Source organism: Candidatus Tisiphia endosymbiont of Nemotelus nigrinus, assembly GCF_964026475.1.
Lineage (GTDB): Bacteria > Pseudomonadota > Alphaproteobacteria > Rickettsiales > Rickettsiaceae > Tisiphia.
Genome location: NZ_OZ032151.1, coordinates 333,452 through 355,823, shown reverse-complemented (window position 1 = coordinate 355,823; position 22,372 = coordinate 333,452). Strand labels below are relative to the sequence as shown.

The following is a 22,372-nucleotide window of genomic DNA, read 5'->3' as shown; positions in this document are numbered from 1 at the left end:
CAGGTAGGAACGATACGTTTGAAATTGTTCAAAATCGGAACAGTAATTATTCGCAATAGCAGACGTATCAAGTTTCTGCTATCTTCTTCATATCCTTATCAGCATATATGGAATAATATATTGCAGGTTTTAGCTCTAGAATGAGCTAAATTAGCACTGTTCCCGGTGCTTAGATAAAATGGGGTAAGGGGGGATTTTATCTAAAATCAGAAAATTATCGATTTTAGAGCATTTTTACCCCCTTTTCTCTACTTTGCTAATTTTTAATTTTCAAAATTCATACAACCATACCATAAACCTCTTCTCATGCAATATTCAGGTTAGAGCTAAAACCTGCAATATATCATTCCATATATGTTGATAAGGATATGAAGAAGATAGCAGAAACTTGATACGTCTGCTATTGCGAATAATTACTGCTCCGATTTTGAACAATTTCAAACGTATCGTTCCTACCTGTGCTTTAGCTAATTCAGTACCCTGCAAAAACTTGTCACGTATATATTCTACTAATGTATAGGCAAGACTCGATAAAATTAGTCTGAGTTGATTAGCCCACTATTTATGGCATGAAGTGCGATCGGCAAACAGCTCTAACTGTTGCTCTTTTATACGATTTTCCATATCTCCACGCATACAGTAAATTTTATCATATAAATCTTCTAGCTTACCTGATAGATTAGACACTGTTAACAAAGCTTATTTAATTGATGAATTAATGGATTTTTTAGCGAAAATTAATAAGATTTCTGCTGGAATAGTGTACCTATTTCAAAAAAATCTTATAATTTGCAGCAAAAAAGACTTTATTCACCAACTAAATAAGCTTTGTTAACAGTGTCTAATTGAGCATAATATTAAAATCAGTATGGATCATAAAGGTAGGTGCTTCTGTATTTTTTAATTATAAAAAATAGTTAATTTCTAAATAGTTAAAAACGGATTAACTTATTTTTTTTGGTTTGACAATTCGGGTCACTATAGTTTATTATTCATTTTTTAATTAATTGATTAACCAATGCAGATGAGAAGAAATCACCTTGCATCGCATCAATTTTTAGATTGATTAAGAATTTGGCAATTTTGCCATTCTCAACAAATTCTGCTACAGTTTGAATACCCAAATCCTCAGAGAGACTAATTAATCTTTTAATAAAGTCTTGGCTTTGCAGATTGCTAGTGATGTTACGTACATAGCTACCATCAATTTTAATAATATCTATTGGCAGATTTTGTAATTGTTTAAATGAAGTAAACCCAGATCCAAAATCATCTAAAGCAAATTTACAACCATATTTTCTTAATCTGTGCATAAAGTATGTTATTTGTTGATAATGCTGATTAAGGCTAGTTTCAGTGATTTCGATAATTAACCTTCCTGAGACATCATATGTTTGTAATAATTTCTCTGCTATTACCAACAGAGGAGCATCTAATGTACCAATATTTGAGATATTAACTGCCAACATTAAGTCTGGGTTAGCATCTAATTCTTTGATTGCCATTTCTAGCACTACTTGATCTACTATAAAAATTAAACCTTTCTTTTCAGCTTCTGGGATTATTGCTCCTACAGAACACAGATGGTTTTCTGTGTCAGGAATCCTTAGTAAACATTCATAGTAATGAGCTTTCATTGTTTTACGATCAACAACTGGCTGATAAGCAAAAACTATTGTTTTGTTTGAGAGAGCTTTTCTTAAAAGATTAAGCTGTTTATTAGACTCTTTAATACATTCTATATTATAATATTTATAGTCGTACTCACGATAATAATTCTGGTCACCTTGATAAGAAATTAGCCAGTTTAATAAATTATAAATTTCTTCGGCTTTATTGCTAAATTTGGGAAATTCTATGCTAGCAATACTGCAATTCATATAAATTGTAGGTAGCAGCTCGTCAACATAAAGTTGGGATAATAAATGTATTTTTAATACGATTTGCTTGACTAGATTTGGGTCTGATATAGGTAAAACTAATAATATTTTATCATGTTCAATGTGTTTATAAATTGATGTGATAGAAGTGCTAATTAATTCAGTGCAAACTTTAGAAATAATTTTATTAAGCTTGTCAATTATGCTAATGTTTCCTACCATCATAGCATTCAATTCGTCATAATTTAATAGCTTAAAAGAGATACAATATCCATGCTCTACTTTATCAAGCTCAAATTGTAAATTTCTAACCGATTTTTTAATTTCCGTATCTAATTTTATCATAACTCAACTAATGTAAATTTACTAAATACTAAAATCCTAGTAGAATGATACAAGTAAAAGTTTTATATTATAAAATTATGAGCAAAATAAATAGAATAAAAAGCAAATTAGATGTGTTAAAACCACATTATTGTGAAATAATTGATGAAAGCTCCAAACATTCTAGCCATACTGGTGGAGCTACAGAGAGTCATTTTACAATTAAAATTTTTTCAACAGCTTTTATAGGAAAAAGCTTGATAGAACAACATAAAATGATTAACAATCTTTTATCAGATGAGCTAGCTAGTGGGTTACATGCATTATCAATTGATACGAAAAAACCTAACTATCCTACAGATTAGTACTACAGTTGTAGATTGAATAAATTATAAGAAATTTGAGTATTTTACTTACAATTGCCGCTATAGCTAACACTACAGTTGTAGATTTCAAAAACTAGAAACTATATTGTAAAGAAAACCCTCAAATTTTCTATAATTTATTCAGTCTACAACTGTAGTGCTAGACACTTATATCTTTAAATTATGATATAAGTGTCTAGGCTTTTATTTGAGTACCGTGATATTGTTGCAAGCAAAAATTTATTATTTCAATTTCCTACATCTATTTTTTCTTGCTATCATTAGCCAAACCATCACTATGTTTATTAGTACTAGAATAAAAATGTAAGGTAGAAAAATGATAGGACATCAGCAAGAACAAAGGAGCTTAACCAAGGAACAGAAAGAAGCTGTTGGGTTACTTTCAGTTGGAACGTTTTTAGAGTATTTTGATCTGATGCTATATGTACATATGGCGGTTCTTCTAAATGAGCTTTTTTTCCCAAAAAGCGATCCTTTTACCTCTTCATTGCAGTCTGCTTTTGCATTTTGCTCAGTTTTTGTTTTAAGACCTGTAGGGGCACTTATTTTCGGTAGGATCGGTGATAAAATTGGTCGCAAACCAATAGTGATTATCACAACCTTTATTATGTCTATTTCATGCATTATAATTGCTACTCTTCCAACATATGAACAAATAGGTATAGTCGCCGCATGGTTAGTTACCATGTGCCGCATGTTACAGGGTATGTCATCTATGGGAGAAATAGTAGGTGCAGAGATTTATTTAACTGAATTCGTAAAACCACCTATACAATATCCGGCTGTAATGTTAATTGCAATTTTTTCTATTTTAGGAGGAACAGTAGCTTTAGGTGTTGCATCCATTACAACTAAATATCAATTTAATTGGCGTATTGCATTTTTGCTCGGAGCACTAATTGCAATGGTTGGTGGTATTGCAAGAACAGCACTAAAAGAAACAACGGACTTTGCAGATGCAACACGTCGGTTAAAAAATATCTTAGCTAAATCAGGTGTAAGTATGGTTAAATTACAAGGTGACCCTATATTGCATGAGAAAGTAAGTAAAAAAACAACTATAGCTTTATTTTTAATACAGTGTGGATGGCCACTATGTTTTTATTTTACATATATTTATTGTGGAAATATTCTTAAAAATCAGTTTGGTTATAAACCAGAAGAAGTAATTAATCAAAATTTTATCGTATCAATGGTGAATTTAGTTGGCTATATATTATTAATGTATTTAAGTTATAAAATACATCCATTAAAGATATTGAAAGCAAAACTGTTTATATTCTGTCCGGTTGCTTTGCTTTGTCCTTACTTGCTAAGCCATATAAACAGTCCATTACATCTATTTGCACTTCAATCATTTTTTATGTTATTTGTACTTAGCACTAATCCAGCGACCCCTGTCTTTTATACTCATATTCCCATTTTTAAACGCTTTACTTATGGTGGCTTTATATACGCTATATCTCGTGCTATCATGCATATCACTACATCATTTGGAATTATCTATTGTGAGAAATATTTTGGGCAATGGGGAGTGTCCTTGATTATAGTATCTATGGCAATAGGTTATGGATTTGGAGTATTTTACTTTGTGAAACTAGAGAAGGAAGCAGGAAATTATCATGTAAAGTTTGGTGATCATTCTGTATCTGCATATTCTTAAAACATAACCTTACTAATATTTGCTCAATTTTTGGGCTTCCAAGGTAGATACTAAGACTCATAAATCTGCTAAGAGTTTCTTCTATTATCTTCTTAATTTTTTTTGGCGATTTTACCCCAATAGTTTCTACATTATGAATTCTATCGAATAGCTTAATGATTAAGACATCATATTTTTTTTGTACCCATAATAATTCTACCGTTTCTGCTGCACTAATTTTTCTGTCTACCTTCACTCTGGTTAAGTCTTCTACCTGATTAGCAATCTGACTACCAAAGATATTATCAATCATAGTTTTAGTCAGAGCTGTATCTTCAATAGTATCATGCAGTAAACTGGTAACGATCATATCAGTCCTGAAATATGGGGGTATTTCTAATGCTGTGTGCTGTGCCACCATGTACGCTACTTCTATCGGGTGAGAGTAATACGGCTCTCCGGATTGTCGCCTCTGCACACCATGATATTTTTTGGCGTAATAGATACCCTTTTTAACTTCATCAATATCTACTGGTTGCTTTACTTGCTGGTTAAGCTGAGTTAGTTTATTGAGTAACCTCTCAACATATTCACAAGATTCAAATTTTGACTGCCAATTATGAAGATCTTCCATAAAATACCTAACACATTGTTTTAATCATAAGTTATATTAAACTAAAATCCTACTACTTTCAAGCATTTACTTTTTTAAAAAAGATAAATATTTTTAAAATTATACCCACAGTTTTTTATTGTGGCTTTCTAGAGTTTCAATTAACAGCTCTTCTACTTGATAACTAATATTTTCATTGTCAAAATCTGTGAAATCTATTACTATTTTGCTTGTAATTTTATTATTAAACTCTAGAAGTCCTATCAGTGTTATTGCTCCATTGTCAGTAATATTGTTATAGCTAAGGTTTATTTGGCTTATGGTTCTATTAGTTTCCAAAGCTTTAACAAGCTGGACAATCCCAACATCACTAATAATATTATTATTGAGACATATTGTCTTTATAGTATTATTCTTCTTTAGAAGTCTTGCTAGTATGATTGCTCCATTGTCAGTAATATTATTGCTACTAATATCCACTTGCTTTATAATTTCATTATTTGTTAGAAGGTCTGCCAGTATATCCGCTCCCTCATCACCAATATCATTGCCTCTAAGACCTATTTGCTTTATGGTTTTATTATTTTCTAGAAATTCATCTAGGTGTTTAGTCCCAAGGTGTGGTGGTTAGGGTTAATAATAAATTTATTTGGATCAGATGTTCATGTTTTTATGATAAATTCATAAGGAGTTAAACCTTTAAGAGCTTTAAGTCTTTTTGCGAAATTGTAGGCATTGATAAAATCATATAAATGTTGTTTAAGTTGCTGATGATTGTCATAATAAAAACGTTTAACAGTTGCCTCTTTAATAGTACGATTCATACGTTCTACCTGTCCATTAGTCCATGGATGATTAACTTTTGTTAGCCTGTGTTCAATATTGTATTCATAGCAAATACGATCAAAAATATGCATCCAAGCATGCTTATCTACTGTTCTGTTAGTAAATTGAATACCATTATCTGTCAAAATAGTATGAATTTTATAAGGTATAGCTTTAATTAAATTACGAAGAAATTGTGCTGTTTCTGTCTTGGTACATCTTGGTAAAAGTTCTACATACACAAACTTTGAAGTGCGATCAATAGCAACAAATAGATAGAGTTTACCTTCTTCTGTTTTGACTTCAGCAATATCTATATGGAAATAACCAATTGGATAAAGTTTAAACTTCTTCTTGGTTTTGTTATTTCCTTTTACTTCCGGTAACCTACTAACATTATGGCGTTGAAGAAGTCTATGTAAAGAAGATCTAGTAAGCTTGGGAATACTGACTTGTAAAGCATATAAGCAATCATCTAAAGATAATAAAGTGTGTTTACGAAATGCTATACACATAGCTTCTTCTTCAGAAGTTAATACTGTAGAAGATGGTTCTTTGGGACCCATACAAGTATCTTGTAATGTAGTTCGTTTCTTCCACTTAGCAACTGTTTTAGGATTAATAGAATATTTTCTTGCTAAAGTCTTTAAGCTCTCTTGACTATTTTGGATTGCGAAACGTATTGCCTCTGTCGTTTTGGCACAGCCGTGTAATATTTGTCCCATAATTCCTCTCTTGATGGTAATTCTTTATAATATACAACATTACACCCTGACCCTGGGACTAAACACCTAGTGAGAGTATATTGAATATTACTAAGACTATATTGAGTACTACTAAGGGTACTTTGCTTATTAGCAAGATCATTTTGAGCTTGCGATAATTGTGAAGATAAACTACTATTCTGCGATACATAACTATTGTAAGAAGATGTTTCGCTACTCAATTTGCTCTGCAGGGTACTCAAATTTCCGTCAATATCCATCAGTGGATTATTACTTAAACTAGAGAATTTATTCTTTAATGTTTGTAATCTTTCTTTAGCCATAAAGCCTCTTTAGTTTTTTTACTTAAATTATTAGATTGCTTCGTCGCTACTAAAGTAGCTTTTCGCAATGACGTTTGTGAACTTGGCATAATGTTAGTCTTGTTAGCTATAATTAATGCAACTGAACAAACTTTGTAATATACAAAGTTTAAATTTCTTTGTTCATAAAAAACAATATGCTTTATAAGGTATATAATATATTTTGGTATGTAAAGTATTTTTTATAACAAATTAGAGAGATGTTTATTTTAGTGACAATTATGCAATGATTATATAATTAGTTGTAGATTGTAACCAGTTGTTGTAAAAATTCCGTTGCTACGAATCGTATACCTTTCTTCTGCTTTAAAAAATTGGTTTCGTAAAACTTCAGGGCATTTGCGAAACCAAATTTTATACATTCCGCTCGTTCACCCTTGTGTTACCTTCCAATTCTTCAAAAAAGAAGTATAATGCCCCCTAAAATAGGGTTAAAAACAAACTATTTTGTAGGTCAAAATTGGGGAATTTTGTCTGAGAAGTTACATATGAATCACATATGAAATTTTTAGTAAAATAAGAAAACGCTGGAAGGCTGATAAGGACTGGCGGGAGTGATGGGACTTGAACCCACGACCTTCTGCGTGACAGGCAGACGCTCTAACCAACTGAGCTACACCCCCTTTATCAATACCTTATAGGCAAGTCGTAATATATATAAAGTTAATTCTTCTGTCAAGAACTTGTAGTAGACTTCCTACATAGCCTGAGTTCGATGTAACTTGTTACATCGAACTCAGGGGTGTATATAGAAACAATCAGGCTTAAAGCGATTTGACACCTAATTGTTAAACATTAGTTTGACAATAATCTTATTTTTATACTATATAAAAATAAGATTATTATCGTAAATCAGTTAAAATGCATTCGAAGAATCGCTTCAAGAATGCATTTTTCCTTTTATTTCTCTAAACTAATGCCTAAGGTTTTTTTGATAAAATATTTGTGGGTAAAAGTAAGATTTAAATCTGGTAGAACATATTTGGGATGAAGTAAAAGATAAAGAATTGTATGAATAAACTTTTTAATTCAATTGATTCTGTAATTAACAAATTATCTGCAGCACTAATTTCACTTTTTAACTATAAAAACAAAATTAAATCTATGGGTAATTTCGCATTATATAACTCTATTTATTAACGCAATTTGGTATAAGTCGGTTAAATCATGGATATATATAAGTTTTATAACAATTAGAAATCCAATAACCTTTACAACAGATTCAATTTAAATTAATATAATCATATTCTATTAATCCTAAAACAGTTGCTAAGTGGAAGAAACGAACTACATTACAAGATACTTGTATGGGTCCCAAAGAACCATCTTCTACAGTATTAACTTCTGAAGAAGAAGCTATGTGTATAGCATTTCGTAAACACACTTTATTATCTTTAGATGATTGCTTATATGCTTTACAAGTTAGTATTCCCAAGCTTACTAGATCTTCTTTACATAGACTTCTTCAACGCCATAATGTTAGTAGGTTACCGGAAGTAAAAGGAAATAACAAAACCAAGAAGAAGTTTAAACTTTATCCAATTGGTTATTTCCATATAGATATTGCTGAAGTCAAAACAGAAGAAGGTAAACTCTATCTATTTGTTGCTATTGATCGCACTTCAAAGTTTGTGTATGTAGAACTTTTACCAAGATGTACCAAGACAGAAACAGCACAATTTCTTCGTAATTTAATTAAAGCTATACCTTATAAAATTCATACTATTTTGACAGATAATGGTATTCAATTTACTAACAGAACAGTAGATAAGCATGCTTGGATGCATATTTTTGATCGTATTTGCTATGAATACAATATTGAACACAGGCTAACAAAAGTTAATCATCCATGGACTAATGGACAGGTAGAACGTATGAATCGTACTATTAAAGAGGCAACTGTTAAACGTTTTTATTATGACAATCATCAGCAACTTAAACAACATTTATATGATTTTATCAATGCCTACAATTTCGCAAAAAGACTTAAAGCTCTTAAAGCTTTAACTCCTTATGAATTTATCATAAAAACATGGACATCTGATCCAAATAAATTTATTATTAACCCTAACCTCCACTCCCTGGGACTAAACACGTAGAATATAACAGCTACTAATTAATTTCCAGACTTGCTATGAATCTGAATTTGATATTCCTTATTAAGTCCTTTAATTGCATATAGCCACAATATTACGATAACAAAAAATATACTAGCAAAATAAGGAGTAGCCTCAACAAAGGTAAAAGTAGGAAGCAAAATAAAGAATGTTGACTGGATGATACCCCCTCCAGATTTACCGAATCTACCACCTATAACTTCTACTGCCGCTTGCCCTTTTGTTCTAAGATCCTTATCAAGAGGAATATATGCCATATTCTTGGTAGCATCAAATAGTGAGTATTTTGTTGCCTTGCTTAAAATATTTTGAATCATCCCAATCATCACTGCTACTGCCAAAGGTCCAGAAGCAAATAGACCAGTAACATACATCGCAATAGTGCTATCAAAGAAAATAAAAGCAAAAAAAGCAACCCCAGTAATTAACATCATCAAAGGAGTAATCATAGCGGCGGTAAACCAAGAAACCCTTCTTAAAATGTTAGAACCAACAATCATAAACAATATAGCTGTCACACCTTGCCAAGCCTGGAACTGCCCCATATACATAGTATATTCTTCTTTAGTTGGATATAGTTGCTGAATTTTTGACTTCCATACACCTTCTACAAGATTTACTGACACACTATAAGATATAATTAGTAAGGCAATAAGCCCTAAATATTTTGAGCTAAAAATCATTTTAAAGCTTTCCATAAGAGATAGCTTAACCTTGCTTTTCTTATTACTAGCTTTACTTGTTGGGTCATATAAAGTGGGATCGGTTAAAACATGTCGATTCATCCATCTATACAATAACATGATAACTACAGCACTACACATCATAATAAGAAGCAGTGGGGTAAATTTTAAATGTTCTGAAACTATTTGAGTTTCTTTGCTTAAAAAATAACCAAGTATTAATGCAGTAACTGGTAAAGATAAATTTGCTAACATACCAAACATAGAATAAAAGCGTTTCGCCTCTTCAGTTTTAGTAATTTGGTTAGCAAATTGCCAGAATAATAAGCTAAGCATCATACTTCCCCAAAGTTCGGATATAGCATAAAAAATTGCAAAACTCCACTTACCAACCACCCTAATAAACCACTTAAAATTTGGATATGCAATACTTAATGCATCAATTGTTTCAGGATTAGGATGTACCAACTCTGGATATGGATATAATACAAAAGTAAACAGCACAAAATATGCTAGAAAAAAACCGGTCACAGTGTAAAAAACATTTTCTGCTTTTAAAAGATCACAAAGCTTTACATAAGCAACCATAAGTAGTATTGCCATTGGTAAAACTACATAAGTTTTTACAAAACTTATTGATTCAGGACCAATAGATGTTACTACAAACCCGTCTTTTATTGATCTAAGAGTAGAATAGTTAAGCAAAATGCAAAACATCATAGCCGCCATAGGCAAGAATTTTTTATTTTCATGCCCTTCAATTGGCCAAACCACTCTTCTTATTTCTGAGAAATAACTATTATCTTTCACCTTATCCATACCGTTTTATTATCATTATATAGTCAGTGCACTTTATATAGATATATACAAGAAAAGTCAAATAAAATGATTAATTCTCTTCGTATAGTTAACCCGATTAGCATCACTCCGTCATACATGGACGGAGTCCATTGATGGGTTTGGACGGAGTCCATGCCATCATTGCGAGGAGACCTAAGGTCGACGAAGCAATCAAATTTGGTCACTTTTTGGATTGCTTCGCCGATTTATGCCTCCTCGCAATGACAGGGGTTAGTTATAATCAATATAAATATGATTGGGATTAAAAAAGATAATAGCTATATAGAATTATTATAGTGTATATTTATTTCTGCTAGTTTTCACATTTAGCAATTAAAAGTTATATAAAAATATTTTAGGAGTGTATAAATGATAAAAAAAAAGAGATTAATTATTACTATGCTAGGATTATTATTACTAAGCTCAAATAGTATAGCAACTACTACGCCACCCACAAAGTCAAATGCCAACCAAACTAATATTAATAGTGCTACTGTCAATAGCGATAATGAATTACAAAAAATTATTGATGAGTTCATTTCTTATGCTGCAGGAGTTTCTGCAAAATTGAGAGAAGAAATAAAAGAATATCGTATAGCAGTTGCTAAACTTAATGGTCAAAAACGTGACTTATATAACAAAATCTCACAAGAAGCTCAAGAGTATTTTCGTAAGGAGCGGGAATATAAAAAAAGGATTTCATCTCTAAGAAAAAATCAAGAAAATCCTAAATCTACGGAAAATAAATCTGTCAAAAAAGATTCAGCTAAATAATGCTTTATCAACAATTTCAGCAGAATATTGAGAAACTAATTGGCAATAGACCTCGGGTGAGGTCTATTGCCTTAGCTGTTTCAGGTGGCTCTGATTCCATAGCCCTTTTAATGTTAACACATAAATGGGTCTGCACTAATAGTATTAATAAAAATATTAACGTAGTTGTGATGTTAGTTGATCATCATTTGCGGGAACAATCTAAGCTGGAACATGAGTATGTCCGAGATTTAAGCCATAAATTAGGACATACCTATCACCTACTGCATTTCGATCACCAAAATAATTTTTCTAATTTACAAGCAAGGGCAAGGGAAGGGCGTTATCAATTAATGACTGATTTATGTAGAAAATTAGATATATTGACAATTTTAACGGCCCATCACTTAGATGATTATATAGAGAATTATTGTCTAAGATCAGAAAAAAAAAGTAGTATATTTGGACTTAGTGGTAGCAATATTAACTGGTATAATAATGTTAGAATAGTGAGACCATTGTTTAACATACCAAAACAACAATTAGTAACATATTTAATTACCAATAATATAAAATGGTTTGAAGATGAATCGAATAAATCCGACAAATACCAACGAAATATTATTAGAAAAAAATTATCTCAACAAGGAGAATATGTAAAAAATCAAATAATTTCTGAGCAATCTACAATTAACCAATTAGTAGAAGAAAAATTGCAACCTGAATTGATTGCCTGTATCGCAGAATCAGTAAAAATTTATCAATTCGGTTTTGCTACTATAAATTTATTAAAGGTTATAGAATTCTCTAACGAAATAATATTACAGTTAATCAGTTTTGTCCTTATCATTATTAGCGGTAGGAATCGTAGTAGCAGAACGAGCGGGGTAAGCAGGATAATGGTATTATTGCAACAACAAATGGATTTTACTAAAACACTACATGGCTGTGTAATAAAAAGAACTAGTAATAATCTGATAATTTACCGGGAATTTGGTAGGAGTTTGCCGATGGATATTAAACTTAATAATGTAGATGTGTGGGATGGTAGATTCCGTTTTGCAGGAAGTTTTACAAATAATTCAGACTATTTGATAAGTAACCTAACGATCGAGAATTATAGTAAAATAAAGCAAGATTTAGATTTAACAATACTGAAAAATACCAGTTTCAATAATCATGTTGCTATTTTATTCACTCTACCAGTAGTCAAGATACTTGAAAAAGTTATAGCCATACCCCATATATCATACTATAATGGCAATGGTTTGAGAGAAGGGCTTGATGTTTCTTTCTCTCCCAATTTTATATCGCGTTTTACGCATTTCTGTTAGGTGAGTCGTAGATGAATAATCAAGGTAAGAATGTTCTAATTTGGGTATCGATTTTTGTTTTAATAGTGCTTGTCTTTCATGCATTTCAAAATGATGGTTTTATGGGAGGAAAGAGTAGTATCTCTTTCTCAGATTTTTTAACCAAAATTGATGAAAAAGCAGTTAGTTCTGTTAAAATTCAGGGCAGAATAATTGATGGAACCCTAAGTGATGGCACACCTTTTTCAACTTATGCTCCTGACTATCCAGATTTAATAAACCGCTTAAGTAGTAATGGCGTACATATTGAGGTAGTCCCCCCTGATACCAAGATGAACTTGTTGTTTAGCATATTCATTTCATGGTTCCCAATGATTCTATTGATAGGTGGCTGGGTGTTTTTCATGCGACAAATGCAAGGTGGCGGAAAAGCTATGGGTTTTGGCAAATCTAAAGCCAAGCTAATTTCAGATAAAGGTCCAAAAGTTACTTTTAAAGACGTAGCTGGTATTGACGAAGCTAAAGAAGAATTGACTGAGATTGTTGACTTTCTTAGAGACCCAAGCAAATTCCAAAAACTTGGTGGTAAAATTCCCAAAGGCTGTTTATTAATAGGTTCACCTGGAACAGGTAAAACCCTATTAGCAAGAGCTATAGCAGGCGAAGCAAACGTTCCATTCTTTAGTATTTCTGGCTCTGATTTTGTTGAAATGTTTGTTGGTGTCGGTGCAAGCCGTGTACGTGACATGTTTGAACAAGGGAAGCGTAATGCACCTTGTATAATCTTTATTGATGAAATAGATGCGGTAGGTCGCCACAGAGGTATTGGTATGGGGGGGGGCAATGATGAGCGTGAACAAACATTAAATCAGATGTTAGTTGAAATGGATGGGTTTGAAGATAATGAAGGAGTAGTGATTATTGCCGCAACCAACAGACCTGATGTACTTGATACTGCCTTATTAAGACCAGGAAGATTTGATCGTCAAATAACTGTGCCTAATCCAGATATTGACGGTAGGGAACAAATTTTACAAGTACATTTGAAGAAGATAAAATGTGCTAAGAATATAGTACCTAGAATCATAGCTAGAGGAACTCCTGGATTTTCAGGAGCAGAACTTGCTAATCTTGTTAATGAATCAGCATTAATTGCTGCCCGTAAAGGAAAGAAAGAAATTAATATGCTGGAGTTGGAAGAGGCAAAAGATAAAGTGTTAATGGGCGTGGAAAGACGTTCTATGATTATGTCAGATGAGCAGAAAAAACTGACTGCCTATCATGAAGGTGGGCATGCATTAGTTGGGCTTTACTGTCCCGCTTCTGATCCAATTCATAAAGCAACTATTATTCCAAGAGGTAAAGCACTTGGTATGGTAATGCGATTACCGGAAAATGATCGTTTTTCTATACAACGTGATAAAATGGAAGCTGACATAGCGGTAGCAATGGCAGGCAGAGTAGCTGAAGAACTTATTTTTGGTAAAGATAAAGTTACCTCTGGTGCTTCTTCCGATATTAAAATGGCAACCCAAATGGCTAAAGCTATGGTAACCGATTGGGGACTAAGTGATGCAATAGGACCAGTATATCACGGTTCGAGCAATGAGGATCTGTATGCTAATGGTAGAGGAGCAGGTCATACTTCTGTACATACAGCAGAATTAATTGATGCAGAGGTTAAAAAAATTATTGAACAAGGCTATAATTTTGCAAAAAATATACTAACTGAGCATATTAACGAACTCCATCTATTAGCTAAAATATTAATTGAACATGAAACACTTTCAGGTCAGCAGATTAAAAACTTGCTTAGTGGTAGAGCGATAAATTCAGAAGAGGTAAATTCATTTCCAGTAAAAAATGATGATAATGGTACTATAAAAATTAAGAAGCCAATTCGGAAAAAAGACTTATAGGATAGGGAATAGATATGGCAGAACTCAGATTACCACCTAATTCTAAAGTCCATAAAGGGATAGTACATAAATATTCTGGGGAAGCCGATAAATTACGTAACATTAGAATTTATAGATATAACCCAGATTCTGATGAAAATCCTAGAATTGATATTTATGAGTTGGATATAGGCAAGACAGGCCCAATGGTTCTAGATGCCTTAATTAAAATAAAAAATGAAATAGATGCTACTTTGACTTTCAGACGTTCTTGTCGTGAGGGGATTTGTGGTAGTTGTGCAATGAATATAGATGGAACTAATACACTTGCCTGCATTAAGCCTATTGAAGAAATTTGTGGTGATATTAAGATATATCCCCTACCACATATGAAGGTAGTAAAAGATTTAGTACCTGATATGTCGCATTTTTATGCTCAATATGAATCGATAGAACCTTGGCTAAAAACTGATACTCCTCCTCCTTCCAATAGTGAAAGATTGCAGTCCCTTAAGGATAGAGAGAAATTAGATGGGCTGTATGAATGCATATTATGTGCGTGTTGTTCCACCTCTTGTCCTAGCTATTGGTGGAATGGTGATAAATATTTAGGACCTGCGATTTTACTACAAGCTTATCGGTGGATTGCTGATTCTAGGGATGAATATACTGGAGAGCGTTTGGATGATTTGGAAGATCCGTTTAAACTATATCGTTGTCATACAATTATGAACTGTACCAAAACTTGCCCGAAAGGTTTAAATCCAGCTAAAGCTATTGCAGAGATAAAAAATCAAATAATACAACGCCATGGAGTGTAAAATAGAACTTTTCTATTAGGTAGATATGGACAATATACTTACTAATTTTAAGTTAGCGTTAGCTAAGAATAATGGTAGCTTTTTTGCCCATGACATTATTTGCAATAATGAGTTAGTAAGATTAAGGCCATTAAACGCAGATGATATGTCTACATTTGCTAAGTTCACTTCTGATTACGCAGTCTGGAAATATTTCGCTGTCAAAATGAGTCAAGTACAAGATATAAGCGACTACGTTGATGACGCCATACAACAAAGAAAGTTGGGTTTGCGATATCATTTTGTTATTGAAGAGCAGAAAACAGGAAAAATTGTTGGATCAACAGCTTTTGGCAATTATTCCCCAAAAGACCGCAGGATAGAAATAGGTTGGAGTTGGATAGAAACATTGTTTCAAGGGAGTGGTATTAATAAAAATGCAAAGTTTCTTTTATTGCATTTTGCTTTTGATTACCTGAATATGGAAAGGGTGGAGTTTAAAACAGATGCACTTAATGTAAGAGCTAAAGGTGGGCTTGTTAAAATTGGTGCAACTGAAGAAGGAGTGTTACGAAGCCACACGCTCATGCCTGATGACAGACGTCGAGATACAGTATACTATAGTATACTTAAAGATGAGTGGGATACAAAATTACGGTTACAAAACTTTTATGATTGCTCTGATTGCATGTACTCTGTAAAGATTTCTAAAGTGACCTAATTTCGGCTCTTTTTTGATACGAATAAAAAATGTAGGGCATGGTCGCCACCAAAGTGGCTTCTCACAATGACGATGGTATTTTTCCTGCTACTTTTAAACTGCCATGTGTTATTATTCCATATCCGCAATCTAGATTAAACATCTAGATTAATTACATTCAAGGCATTTGCTTGAATAAATTGTCTTCTAGGTTCAACAAAATCTCCCATTAATGTTGAAAAAATCATCTCGGCACTATCTTGTTCATGTACTTTAACTTGTAGTAAAGTCCTTCTTTTAGGATCTAATGTTGTCTCTCCTAACTGCTCAGAATTCATTTCTCCAAGACCTTTGAAACGTTGAATAGCTATACCTTTCTTGCCGCTTTCTAATATATAATTTAGCAACATACTAGGCAGTGTAATAATATATTCTTGGTTTTTAATTAGTAACTTTGTTGGCTCAATAAATAAATCTACAAGAGGAGTAAATGATTTAGCAAGTTGAGTAAATTCAAAAGATTCAAGTTGTTCTGTTGATAAAACTTTACTTTCTTTTTGCCCACGAACAAAACGGAAAAATTCTATTTTATTTGTACTCACTACAAATTGCCAATCTGTTTTATCAGGTGATATATCTCCAAGATTTAAAATATTCAAAGCCTGATTTATTTCATTCGTTTTATTTTCATCAAATATTTGATTACCTAATAAACCTTTGATAGCTAAACATTCTGCAATTTGCCGGTTAAACTTTTTGCTAACTTGATCAAGTAATGCAACAAACCGGATAGTCTTTTTGATCGTATCCTCAAGATCATGACCACTGATCTCTCGTCCATTATACAACATAATTGTTGCATCACTAATAGTGTTTTTTACCAAATAATCTTGCAAAGCTTGATCATTTTTCAAATAAAAATCATTATTACCTTTTTTCACCTTATATAAAGGCGGCTGAGCGATATATAAATATCCTTTATCAATCAATTGCCGCATATGCCGGTAAAAGAAGGTAAGTAACAAGGTTCTGATGTGCGAACCATCAACATCAGCATCGGTCATAATAATTATTTTATGATATCTTAGCTTATCCAATGAAAAATCTTCATTACCAATAGCCGTTCCAAGAGCAGTTATTAGCGTCCCTACTTGCTCAGAATTTAACATTTTATCGAATCTAGCTCTTTCAATATTTAATATTTTACCTCGTAGTGGCAAAATTGCTTGAAACTTTCTATCCCTTCCCTGCTTCGCTGTACCGCCAGCCGAATCTCCTTCGACAATAAATAACTCTGAAAGAGCCGGATCTTTTTCCTGACAATCAGCAAGTTTTCCAGGTAAGTTTGAAATTTCAAGAGCTGACTTTCTACGAGTTAACTCTCTTGCTCTTTTAGCTGCTTCTCTAGCAGTTGCCGCTTCAATAATTTTATTAATAATTATTTTTGCATCACTGGGATGTTCTTCAAACCATTCTAAAATCTTAGTATATACAGCATTTTCTACGATAGGGCGAACCTCAGAACTGACTAATTTATCTTTAGTCTGTGATGAGAATTTGGGGTCTGGTACTTTCACTGATAAAATACATGACAGCCCTTCTCTAGTGTCATCGCCAGTAAAATTTACTTTGCTTTTTTTATTAAGCCCAATATTCTCGGTATAAGTGGTAATAACTCTAGTAAGAGCAGCCTTAAAGGCAATAAGGTGCGTACCGCCATCACGTTGTCTTATATTATTAGTAAAACATAAAATATTCTCATGATATGAATCATTCCAATTCATTGCCAATTCAAAAGTAATCCCTGTTGCCTGATTATTAGTATTAAGTGATATACATTTATGTAATGAAGTTTTAGCTTTATCTATATATTTGACATAAGCTTCTACACCACCAGTAAAACAAAACTCTACTTCTTGTTGTTCAGCAAAACGATGATCCTTTAGTAATATCCTAACACCGGAATTCAAAAAGGCTAGTTCTCTAAGTCTATGTTCTACAGTAGCAAAATTAAATTCAATTGTGCTAAAAGTGGTAATGGATGGAAGGAAAGTAATCTCCGTGCCTTTTTTCTCTACGGAGTCTCCTTTTAGTACAAGTTGCGTTTCAGCCGCTCCATCTCTAAATTTTATAAAATATTCCTTATTATCCCGCCAAATTCTAAGTTCTAACCATTCTGACAGAGCATTTACCACAGATACACCAACACCATGCAATCCACCAGATATTTTATAAGAATTTTGATCAAACTTACCGCCAGCATGTAATTGGGTCATAATAACCTCAGCTGCTGATATACCTTCTCCTTCATGAATATCAACAGGTATCCCACGCCCGTTATCACGCACTGTCACAGATCCGTTGGCATTCAGTATTACTTTAATTAAGTTACAATAACCAGCCAAAGATTCATCGATGGCATTATCAACTACCTCGTAAATCATATGATGTAATCCTGAACCATCGTCAGTATCACCAATATACATACCTGGTCTTTTCTTAACTGCCTCAAGACCTTTTAAAACTTTGATGGAGTCAGCACCGTATTCTAATTCTGTTATTGACTCTTGTTGATTATTTGACATATCCTAACATTAAATAAAAGATAAAAGATAACTATACAGCAAAATTACAGCAAGTGTATAGTTTTCAAGTAGTTTATTAACAAATATCTTTTACTAAAGATATTTATTGTTTATTATCAGTCTAACATTGAGTTATAGCTAACCAGATTAGCATTTGGTCATAGTTGATCTAGGGCAATGTTTGTCATTCCCGCGTAGGTGGGGATCTAAAATAACGCTCAGAAATCCCTTAACAATCACAGATTCCCGCCTACGCGGGAATGACAAACATTGCCCTAGATCAACTATGACCAAATGCTAATCTGGTTAGCTATATTCTTATAAAAAACTTATATAGTGTACATAACAATGACAAAATTAACTTTTAGAGATGTTCCATCTGTAATGGATGATTATGATGTTTTTTTATTTGATCTTTGGGGGGTTGTAGTAGAAGGCAATCAAGTTTATCCCGGAGTAGTTGATAATATTAACCAAATAATTAAACAGCAAAAGAAGGTTTTTTTTGTTACTAACGCTCCACGTAGCAGATTTTTCTTATTTAACAAAATTAAAAGTTGGGGTATTAACGCAACGGAAGAAATGGTTTTTAGTTCTGGTGAAGTAGCAATTGACATGATACTAGACAGTGGTAAAAGATTTGGTATAAAAAATCCGGTGGTTTATCATCTTGGTCAAAAAGATAATGACCTTCTGAATGAATTACAAACACCTATTACTACAAACATAGAGGAAGCTAATATTTTTCTGTTAACAATCCATCGTGATGAAGGAGAAAACTTAAATTTAGATGAATTTGATGATTTATTTAAAGATGTAGTAAAAAGAAACATAATTACTATATGTGCCAACCCAGATCTTGGAATTGTGCAACAAGGTATACGGAGATATTGTTCTGGATATTTTGCGGCAAAAATAAAGCAATTTGGTGGTGAGATAATTTATAGCGGCAAACCATGTCTAGAAATATATCATGCAGTATTAAACCAGTTACCAAATATTTCATTGAAACGTGTTCTGATGATAGGCGATACTTTCTTTACTGATATTTTAGGAGCAAATAACATGGGAATTGACTCGGCTTTAGTATTAACGGGTAATGCGACAATATTTCATAGCCAATATCATACTATCGAAGAAAAATTAAAGCATTTGAAAATCGCTGCGACTGAGCAGGGAGTAATGCCAAGTCTTGTTATTCAATTGACTACAAATTGATTATAATAATTCATTAGGCTCTTATATCATAATTTAAAGATATAAGAGCCAATTGCTTCGTTCGGGCTTCACGCCGCAACTTTTAAATTACCATGATGACATATAAAGCAACTTATTTTTCTAACTTTCGATAGCTGTGGTAAAAGTACCCGTTATTGCAAGATCCCACGTAGGTTAGCTATATGTTAATTATTAGACGGAGGGCTAATAGTTTTGATAGTGATAGCATGTAATTTATTATTATCCAATATTTCTGCTAAAGCTTTTTTTACCATCTTGTGCTGATTAACGAGACTGATTCCAAGAAAAGCATCATCTTGTATCTCTAAGGAATAATGATCCTGATCCCCAGCTAGATCAACAATTTTTATTTTGGCATTTGGAAAACTATAAAGTATAATCTTTTCAAGTTCTATAATAGATATTGCCATTTTTTTTAAATTTTTTATGCAAAATACAGTAAAAATTTATAGCCTGCAATCAATTAATTCTTTGCAAAAATGTCATCATCTTAGATTTGAACAAAACAAAAGGATAATTATGATAGGAAATATTGAACTAACTACTGACCTATTAAAAGAGTTTGTGGTTAAATGTTTAGAAGAAAAAAAAGCAGAAGATATACTGGTAATAGATATAAGACAAAAAACCACATTAGCTGAATATATTATTCTTGCAAGCGGACGTTCAACTAAAAATGTCGGGGCAATTGCTGAACATTTATCTTTAGAGTTAAAACATCAAGCTAATGTTAATAGTAATATTGAAGGACTTGAACAATCTGAATGGGTGTTAATAGATGTTGGAAATATATTAGTTAATATTTTCTATCCAGAGGTTAGAGAACATTTTAAGTTGGAAGATATGTGGAGAAAAAAATAAATTAAAAAATTTAGATTTTTTACTGAAAACTACTTAGTGTAGTTAAAAAATAATGTATAAATACTTCTGAAGAAAAGGTGTAAATGGGAGAGCATATTCTTGTCAATATTATAATTTTAATAGGAACTGCTGTATTTGTTGTAGCAATACTGAAACGTCTTAACCTAAGTCCTGTTTTGGGATATTTAATTGCCGGAGCAGTAATTGGTGATCATGGATTTAGGATTGTAACCTATGATCAAACAAAATTACTAGGAGAATTAGGAGTAGTTTTCTTGCTTTTTGCTATAGGCTTAGAATTATCTTTTGAAAGATTAAAGGTAATGAGGCGATATGTATTTGGTCTTGGCTCACTACAAGTATTAACAACTACTATAATAATTGCTGCCGCTGTTGCTCTAATTAGCGGTAATAGTGGGGCTGCAATTATTATTGGAGGGGGGCTTGCTTTATCTTCAACTGCACTTGTCATGCAAGTTATTGAGGAGAGTCGCAGCCAAGCGACCCAATTGGGTCGCATATCCCTAGCTATTTTGTTATTACAGGACTTAGCCGTTGTACCACTATTAGTTATTGTGCCGCTATTTGCTGGCGATAGTAAAGCTTCTTTAGTATCGGCTCTAGGGGTAGCTCTGCTTAAGGCTATTATTGCTCTACTTGCCATATTTATTGTAGGCAGGGTATTACTAAGACCTTTATTTGGGTTCATTTCATCAGAAAATGGTGATATAAACGAGCTACCAATTTCCATGACTTTATTGGTAGTTCTATCTGCTGCTTGGGCAACAGATTATTTTGGTCTATCACTTGCTTTAGGAGCTTTTGTTGCGGGTGTTTTGGTTGCAGAAACAGATTTTCGATTGCAAGCTGAGGAAAGTATATATCCTTTCAAAAGCTTATTGTTAGGACTATTTTTTATGAGCGTTGGTATGAATATTGATGCACAAGAAATATATGCTCAAATATCAACTATCCTAACTTGCACTGTTGCCTTGATCATGGTGAAAACATTAATTATTACTGCCTTTTGTATCTTATTTGGTTTTAATCGGGGGGTAGCATTGCATGCTGGTTTATTATTATCACAAGGCGGAGAATTTGCTTTTATCTTATTCGGTCTTGGTAAAGAAAGTGGGGTCATTGAAGAGAATACCGCCAATGTGCTTTTATTAGTGGTAACATGCACTATGGCCCTAACTCCATTACTGGCAATTTTAGGCAGAAAACTTGCTGAAAAACTTGATAAGCAGCTCGGGAAAACTCCTATACAAATTATAGAACTTGGGGCAAGAGATTTAACAAACCATATAATAATTGCTGGTTTTGGTAGTGTTGGTAAGATGGTAGCATTAGTATTAGAAGCTGAAGGGATCAATTATATAGCACTAGATGTTAATGACGAAATTGTCAAAGAAGAAACAGCTAATGGATTCCCAGTGTTTAGAGGAGATATATCACAGATTGATACGCTAAAAGCTGTCGGAGCAGAAAGGATTTTAACCCTAGTACTTACAATGAATAATAAGGTTACTATCAAAAAATCTCTTCGAACGATTTCAAGTAATTTCCCGGATCTTGAAGTTATTGTAAGATTAAAAAATTTGCAAAACGCTAGAGAGTTTTATGATGCTGGAGCAACCACAATCATTCCGGAAAATTATGAGACTGGATTGCAGCTTGGTGGAACAATTTTAAAATTTATTGGTTTGAGTGAATATGAAATAAATCGTATCAAAGGACAATTTAGATCAGGTAATTATGTAATAGCTAAACGAGACGACGCATTGCATGAATTGGAAGAAAACGATTCAGATAAATATTAGGTT

General features: G+C 32.7%; 18 protein-coding genes, 1 tRNA gene and 3 pseudogenes. 12 read left to right on the top strand and 10 right to left on the bottom strand.

Annotated elements, in window-relative coordinates; genetic code table 11:
• The first annotated feature begins 18 nt into the window (after nucleotides 1-18).
• Entirely contained in the window at nucleotides 19-144 is a 126-nt protein-coding gene (locus AAGD39_RS01740; protein WP_341756915.1) for a hypothetical protein, read from the top strand.
• 171 nt (nucleotides 145-315) lie between these two features.
• Here AAGD39_RS01740 and AAGD39_RS01735 read toward each other — a convergent pair.
• Together AAGD39_RS01735 and AAGD39_RS01730 are read right to left on the bottom strand one after the other, a co-directional pair.
• Nucleotides 316-636, bottom strand: a pseudogene (locus AAGD39_RS01735) (transposase).
• 356 nt (nucleotides 637-992) lie between these two features.
• Entirely contained in the window at nucleotides 993-2,225 is a 1,233-nt protein-coding gene (locus tag AAGD39_RS01730; protein WP_341756914.1) for an EAL domain-containing protein, read from the bottom strand.
• Between the two features lie 77 nt (nucleotides 2,226-2,302).
• Between AAGD39_RS01730 and AAGD39_RS01725 the strand changes: the two genes are divergently transcribed.
• A complete protein-coding gene (locus AAGD39_RS01725) occupies nucleotides 2,303-2,569 on the top strand; it encodes a BolA family protein (RefSeq protein ID WP_341757203.1) in 267 nt (88 codons plus the stop codon).
• A 337-nt stretch (nucleotides 2,570-2,906) separates the two neighbouring features.
• Nucleotides 2,907-4,253 (top strand): MFS transporter, encoded by a 1,347-nt coding sequence (locus AAGD39_RS01720; RefSeq protein ID WP_341756142.1) that lies wholly within the window; start codon nucleotides 2,907-2,909, stop codon nucleotides 4,251-4,253.
• On the opposite strand, the gene AAGD39_RS01715 is transcribed toward AAGD39_RS01720, so the two are convergent.
• The 5 genes and pseudogenes from AAGD39_RS01715 to AAGD39_RS01695 form a co-directional block, all read right to left on the bottom strand.
• On the bottom strand, nucleotides 4,144-4,866 hold the full coding sequence (locus tag AAGD39_RS01715; RefSeq protein ID WP_341756913.1) for an HD domain-containing protein: 723 nt from the start codon (nucleotides 4,864-4,866) through the stop codon (nucleotides 4,144-4,146). The genes AAGD39_RS01720 and AAGD39_RS01715 overlap by 110 nt on opposite strands.
• Before the next feature lie 99 nt (nucleotides 4,867-4,965).
• Nucleotides 4,966-5,325, bottom strand: coding sequence for a hypothetical protein (locus AAGD39_RS01710; RefSeq protein WP_341756912.1), 360 nt, complete (start codon nucleotides 5,323-5,325; stop codon nucleotides 4,966-4,968).
• A 185-nt stretch (nucleotides 5,326-5,510) separates the two neighbouring features.
• Nucleotides 5,511-6,395: pseudogene (locus AAGD39_RS01705) on the bottom strand (IS481 family transposase); the annotation flags it as partial.
• Nucleotides 6,317-6,718, bottom strand: a complete 402-nt coding sequence (locus tag AAGD39_RS01700; RefSeq protein ID WP_341756911.1) for a hypothetical protein — start codon at nucleotides 6,716-6,718, stop codon at nucleotides 6,317-6,319. The pseudogene AAGD39_RS01705 and the gene AAGD39_RS01700, both read right to left, overlap by 79 nt.
• Nucleotides 6,719-7,303: 585 nt before the next feature.
• Nucleotides 7,304-7,380 (bottom strand) — tRNA-Asp (locus tag AAGD39_RS01695).
• 621 nt (nucleotides 7,381-8,001) lie between these two features.
• Here AAGD39_RS01695 and AAGD39_RS01690 point away from each other — a divergent pair.
• Nucleotides 8,002-8,856: pseudogene (locus tag AAGD39_RS01690) on the top strand (IS481 family transposase); the annotation flags it as partial.
• Nucleotides 8,857-8,873: 17 nt separating this feature from the next.
• On the opposite strand, the gene AAGD39_RS01685 reads toward AAGD39_RS01690, so the two are convergent.
• On the bottom strand, nucleotides 8,874-10,376 hold the full coding sequence (locus AAGD39_RS01685; protein ID WP_341756910.1) for an Npt1/Npt2 family nucleotide transporter: 1,503 nt from the start codon (nucleotides 10,374-10,376) through the stop codon (nucleotides 8,874-8,876).
• Nucleotides 10,377-10,766: 390 nt separating this feature from the next.
• Between AAGD39_RS01685 and AAGD39_RS01680 the strand changes: the two genes are divergently transcribed.
• The 5 genes from AAGD39_RS01680 to AAGD39_RS01660 are packed head-to-tail and all read left to right on the top strand — an operon-like array spanning nucleotide 10,767 to nucleotide 15,882.
• The gene (locus AAGD39_RS01680; protein WP_341756909.1) at nucleotides 10,767-11,171 is read left to right on the top strand and encodes a hypothetical protein; all 405 of its coding nucleotides are present in this window, start codon (nucleotides 10,767-10,769) and stop codon (nucleotides 11,169-11,171) included.
• Complete coding sequence (gene tilS / locus AAGD39_RS01675) at nucleotides 11,171-12,484, top strand: tRNA lysidine(34) synthetase TilS (protein ID WP_341756908.1); 1,314 nt, start codon at nucleotides 11,171-11,173, stop codon at nucleotides 12,482-12,484. Before AAGD39_RS01680 ends, tilS begins: the two co-directional genes overlap by 1 nt.
• A gap of 11 nt (nucleotides 12,485-12,495) precedes the next feature.
• Nucleotides 12,496-14,382 carry an ATP-dependent zinc metalloprotease FtsH gene (ftsH, locus tag AAGD39_RS01670; protein WP_341756907.1) on the top strand — a complete coding sequence of 629 codons (1,887 nt, stop codon included), beginning with the start codon at nucleotides 12,496-12,498 and terminating at the stop codon, nucleotides 14,380-14,382.
• A gap of 14 nt (nucleotides 14,383-14,396) precedes the next feature.
• Nucleotides 14,397-15,182: a succinate dehydrogenase iron-sulfur subunit gene (locus AAGD39_RS01665; RefSeq protein ID WP_341756906.1), complete on the top strand. Its 786-nt coding sequence runs from the start codon at nucleotides 14,397-14,399 to the stop codon at nucleotides 15,180-15,182.
• Nucleotides 15,183-15,207: 25 nt separating this feature from the next.
• On the top strand, nucleotides 15,208-15,882 hold the full coding sequence (locus tag AAGD39_RS01660) for a GNAT family N-acetyltransferase (protein WP_341756905.1): 675 nt from the start codon (nucleotides 15,208-15,210) through the stop codon (nucleotides 15,880-15,882).
• Nucleotides 15,883-16,016: 134 nt separating this feature from the next.
• Here AAGD39_RS01660 and gyrB read toward each other — a convergent pair whose 3' ends face one another.
• Nucleotides 16,017-18,446, bottom strand: coding sequence for a DNA topoisomerase (ATP-hydrolyzing) subunit B (gene gyrB, locus AAGD39_RS01655; RefSeq protein ID WP_341756904.1), 2,430 nt, complete (start codon nucleotides 18,444-18,446; stop codon nucleotides 16,017-16,019).
• A gap of 348 nt (nucleotides 18,447-18,794) precedes the next feature.
• Between gyrB and AAGD39_RS01650 the strand changes: the two genes are divergently transcribed.
• Entirely contained in the window at nucleotides 18,795-19,664 is an 870-nt protein-coding gene (locus AAGD39_RS01650) for a TIGR01459 family HAD-type hydrolase (RefSeq protein WP_341756903.1), read from the top strand.
• Between the two features lie 185 nt (nucleotides 19,665-19,849).
• On the opposite strand, the gene AAGD39_RS01645 is transcribed toward AAGD39_RS01650, so the two are convergent.
• Complete coding sequence (locus AAGD39_RS01645; RefSeq protein ID WP_341756902.1) at nucleotides 19,850-20,095, bottom strand: BolA/IbaG family iron-sulfur metabolism protein; 246 nt, start codon at nucleotides 20,093-20,095, stop codon at nucleotides 19,850-19,852.
• A gap of 109 nt (nucleotides 20,096-20,204) precedes the next feature.
• On the opposite strand from AAGD39_RS01645, the gene rsfS reads away from it, so the two are divergent.
• Both rsfS and AAGD39_RS01635 read left to right on the top strand, forming a co-directional pair.
• A complete protein-coding gene (rsfS, locus tag AAGD39_RS01640; RefSeq protein ID WP_375318865.1) occupies nucleotides 20,205-20,546 on the top strand; it encodes a ribosome silencing factor in 342 nt (113 codons plus the stop codon).
• 83 nt (nucleotides 20,547-20,629) lie between these two features.
• Nucleotides 20,630-22,369, top strand: a complete 1,740-nt coding sequence (locus AAGD39_RS01635) for a cation:proton antiporter (RefSeq protein ID WP_341756901.1) — start codon at nucleotides 20,630-20,632, stop codon at nucleotides 22,367-22,369.
• The last annotated feature ends 3 nt before the right edge of the window (nucleotides 22,370-22,372 follow it).

Excerpts from the sequence above, each read along its gene's own strand:
- AAGD39_RS01730 (WP_341756914.1), bottom strand. The coding sequence starts at position 2,225 with ATGATAAAATTAGATACGGAAATTAAAAAATCGGTTAGAAATTTACAA.
- AAGD39_RS01725 (WP_341757203.1), top strand. The coding sequence starts at position 2,303 with ATGAGCAAAATAAATAGAATAAAAAGCAAATTAGATGTGTTAAAACCA.
- AAGD39_RS01720 (WP_341756142.1), top strand. The coding sequence starts at position 2,907 with ATGATAGGACATCAGCAAGAACAAAGGAGCTTAACCAAGGAACAGAAA.
- AAGD39_RS01715 (WP_341756913.1), bottom strand. The coding sequence starts at position 4,866 with ATGGAAGATCTTCATAATTGGCAGTCAAAATTTGAATCTTGTGAATAT.
- AAGD39_RS01700 (WP_341756911.1), bottom strand. The coding sequence starts at position 6,718 with ATGGCTAAAGAAAGATTACAAACATTAAAGAATAAATTCTCTAGTTTA.
- AAGD39_RS01685 (WP_341756910.1), bottom strand. The coding sequence starts at position 10,376 with ATGGATAAGGTGAAAGATAATAGTTATTTCTCAGAAATAAGAAGAGTG.
- AAGD39_RS01680 (WP_341756909.1), top strand. The coding sequence starts at position 10,767 with ATGATAAAAAAAAAGAGATTAATTATTACTATGCTAGGATTATTATTA.
- tilS (WP_341756908.1), top strand. The coding sequence starts at position 11,171 with ATGCTTTATCAACAATTTCAGCAGAATATTGAGAAACTAATTGGCAAT.
- ftsH (WP_341756907.1), top strand. The coding sequence starts at position 12,496 with ATGAATAATCAAGGTAAGAATGTTCTAATTTGGGTATCGATTTTTGTT.
- AAGD39_RS01665 (WP_341756906.1), top strand. The coding sequence starts at position 14,397 with ATGGCAGAACTCAGATTACCACCTAATTCTAAAGTCCATAAAGGGATA.
- AAGD39_RS01660 (WP_341756905.1), top strand. The coding sequence starts at position 15,208 with ATGGACAATATACTTACTAATTTTAAGTTAGCGTTAGCTAAGAATAAT.
- gyrB (WP_341756904.1), bottom strand. The coding sequence starts at position 18,446 with ATGTCAAATAATCAACAAGAGTCAATAACAGAATTAGAATACGGTGCT.
- AAGD39_RS01650 (WP_341756903.1), top strand. The coding sequence starts at position 18,795 with ATGACAAAATTAACTTTTAGAGATGTTCCATCTGTAATGGATGATTAT.
- AAGD39_RS01645 (WP_341756902.1), bottom strand. The coding sequence starts at position 20,095 with ATGGCAATATCTATTATAGAACTTGAAAAGATTATACTTTATAGTTTT.
- rsfS (WP_375318865.1), top strand. The coding sequence starts at position 20,205 with ATGATAGGAAATATTGAACTAACTACTGACCTATTAAAAGAGTTTGTG.
- AAGD39_RS01635 (WP_341756901.1), top strand. The coding sequence starts at position 20,630 with ATGGGAGAGCATATTCTTGTCAATATTATAATTTTAATAGGAACTGCT.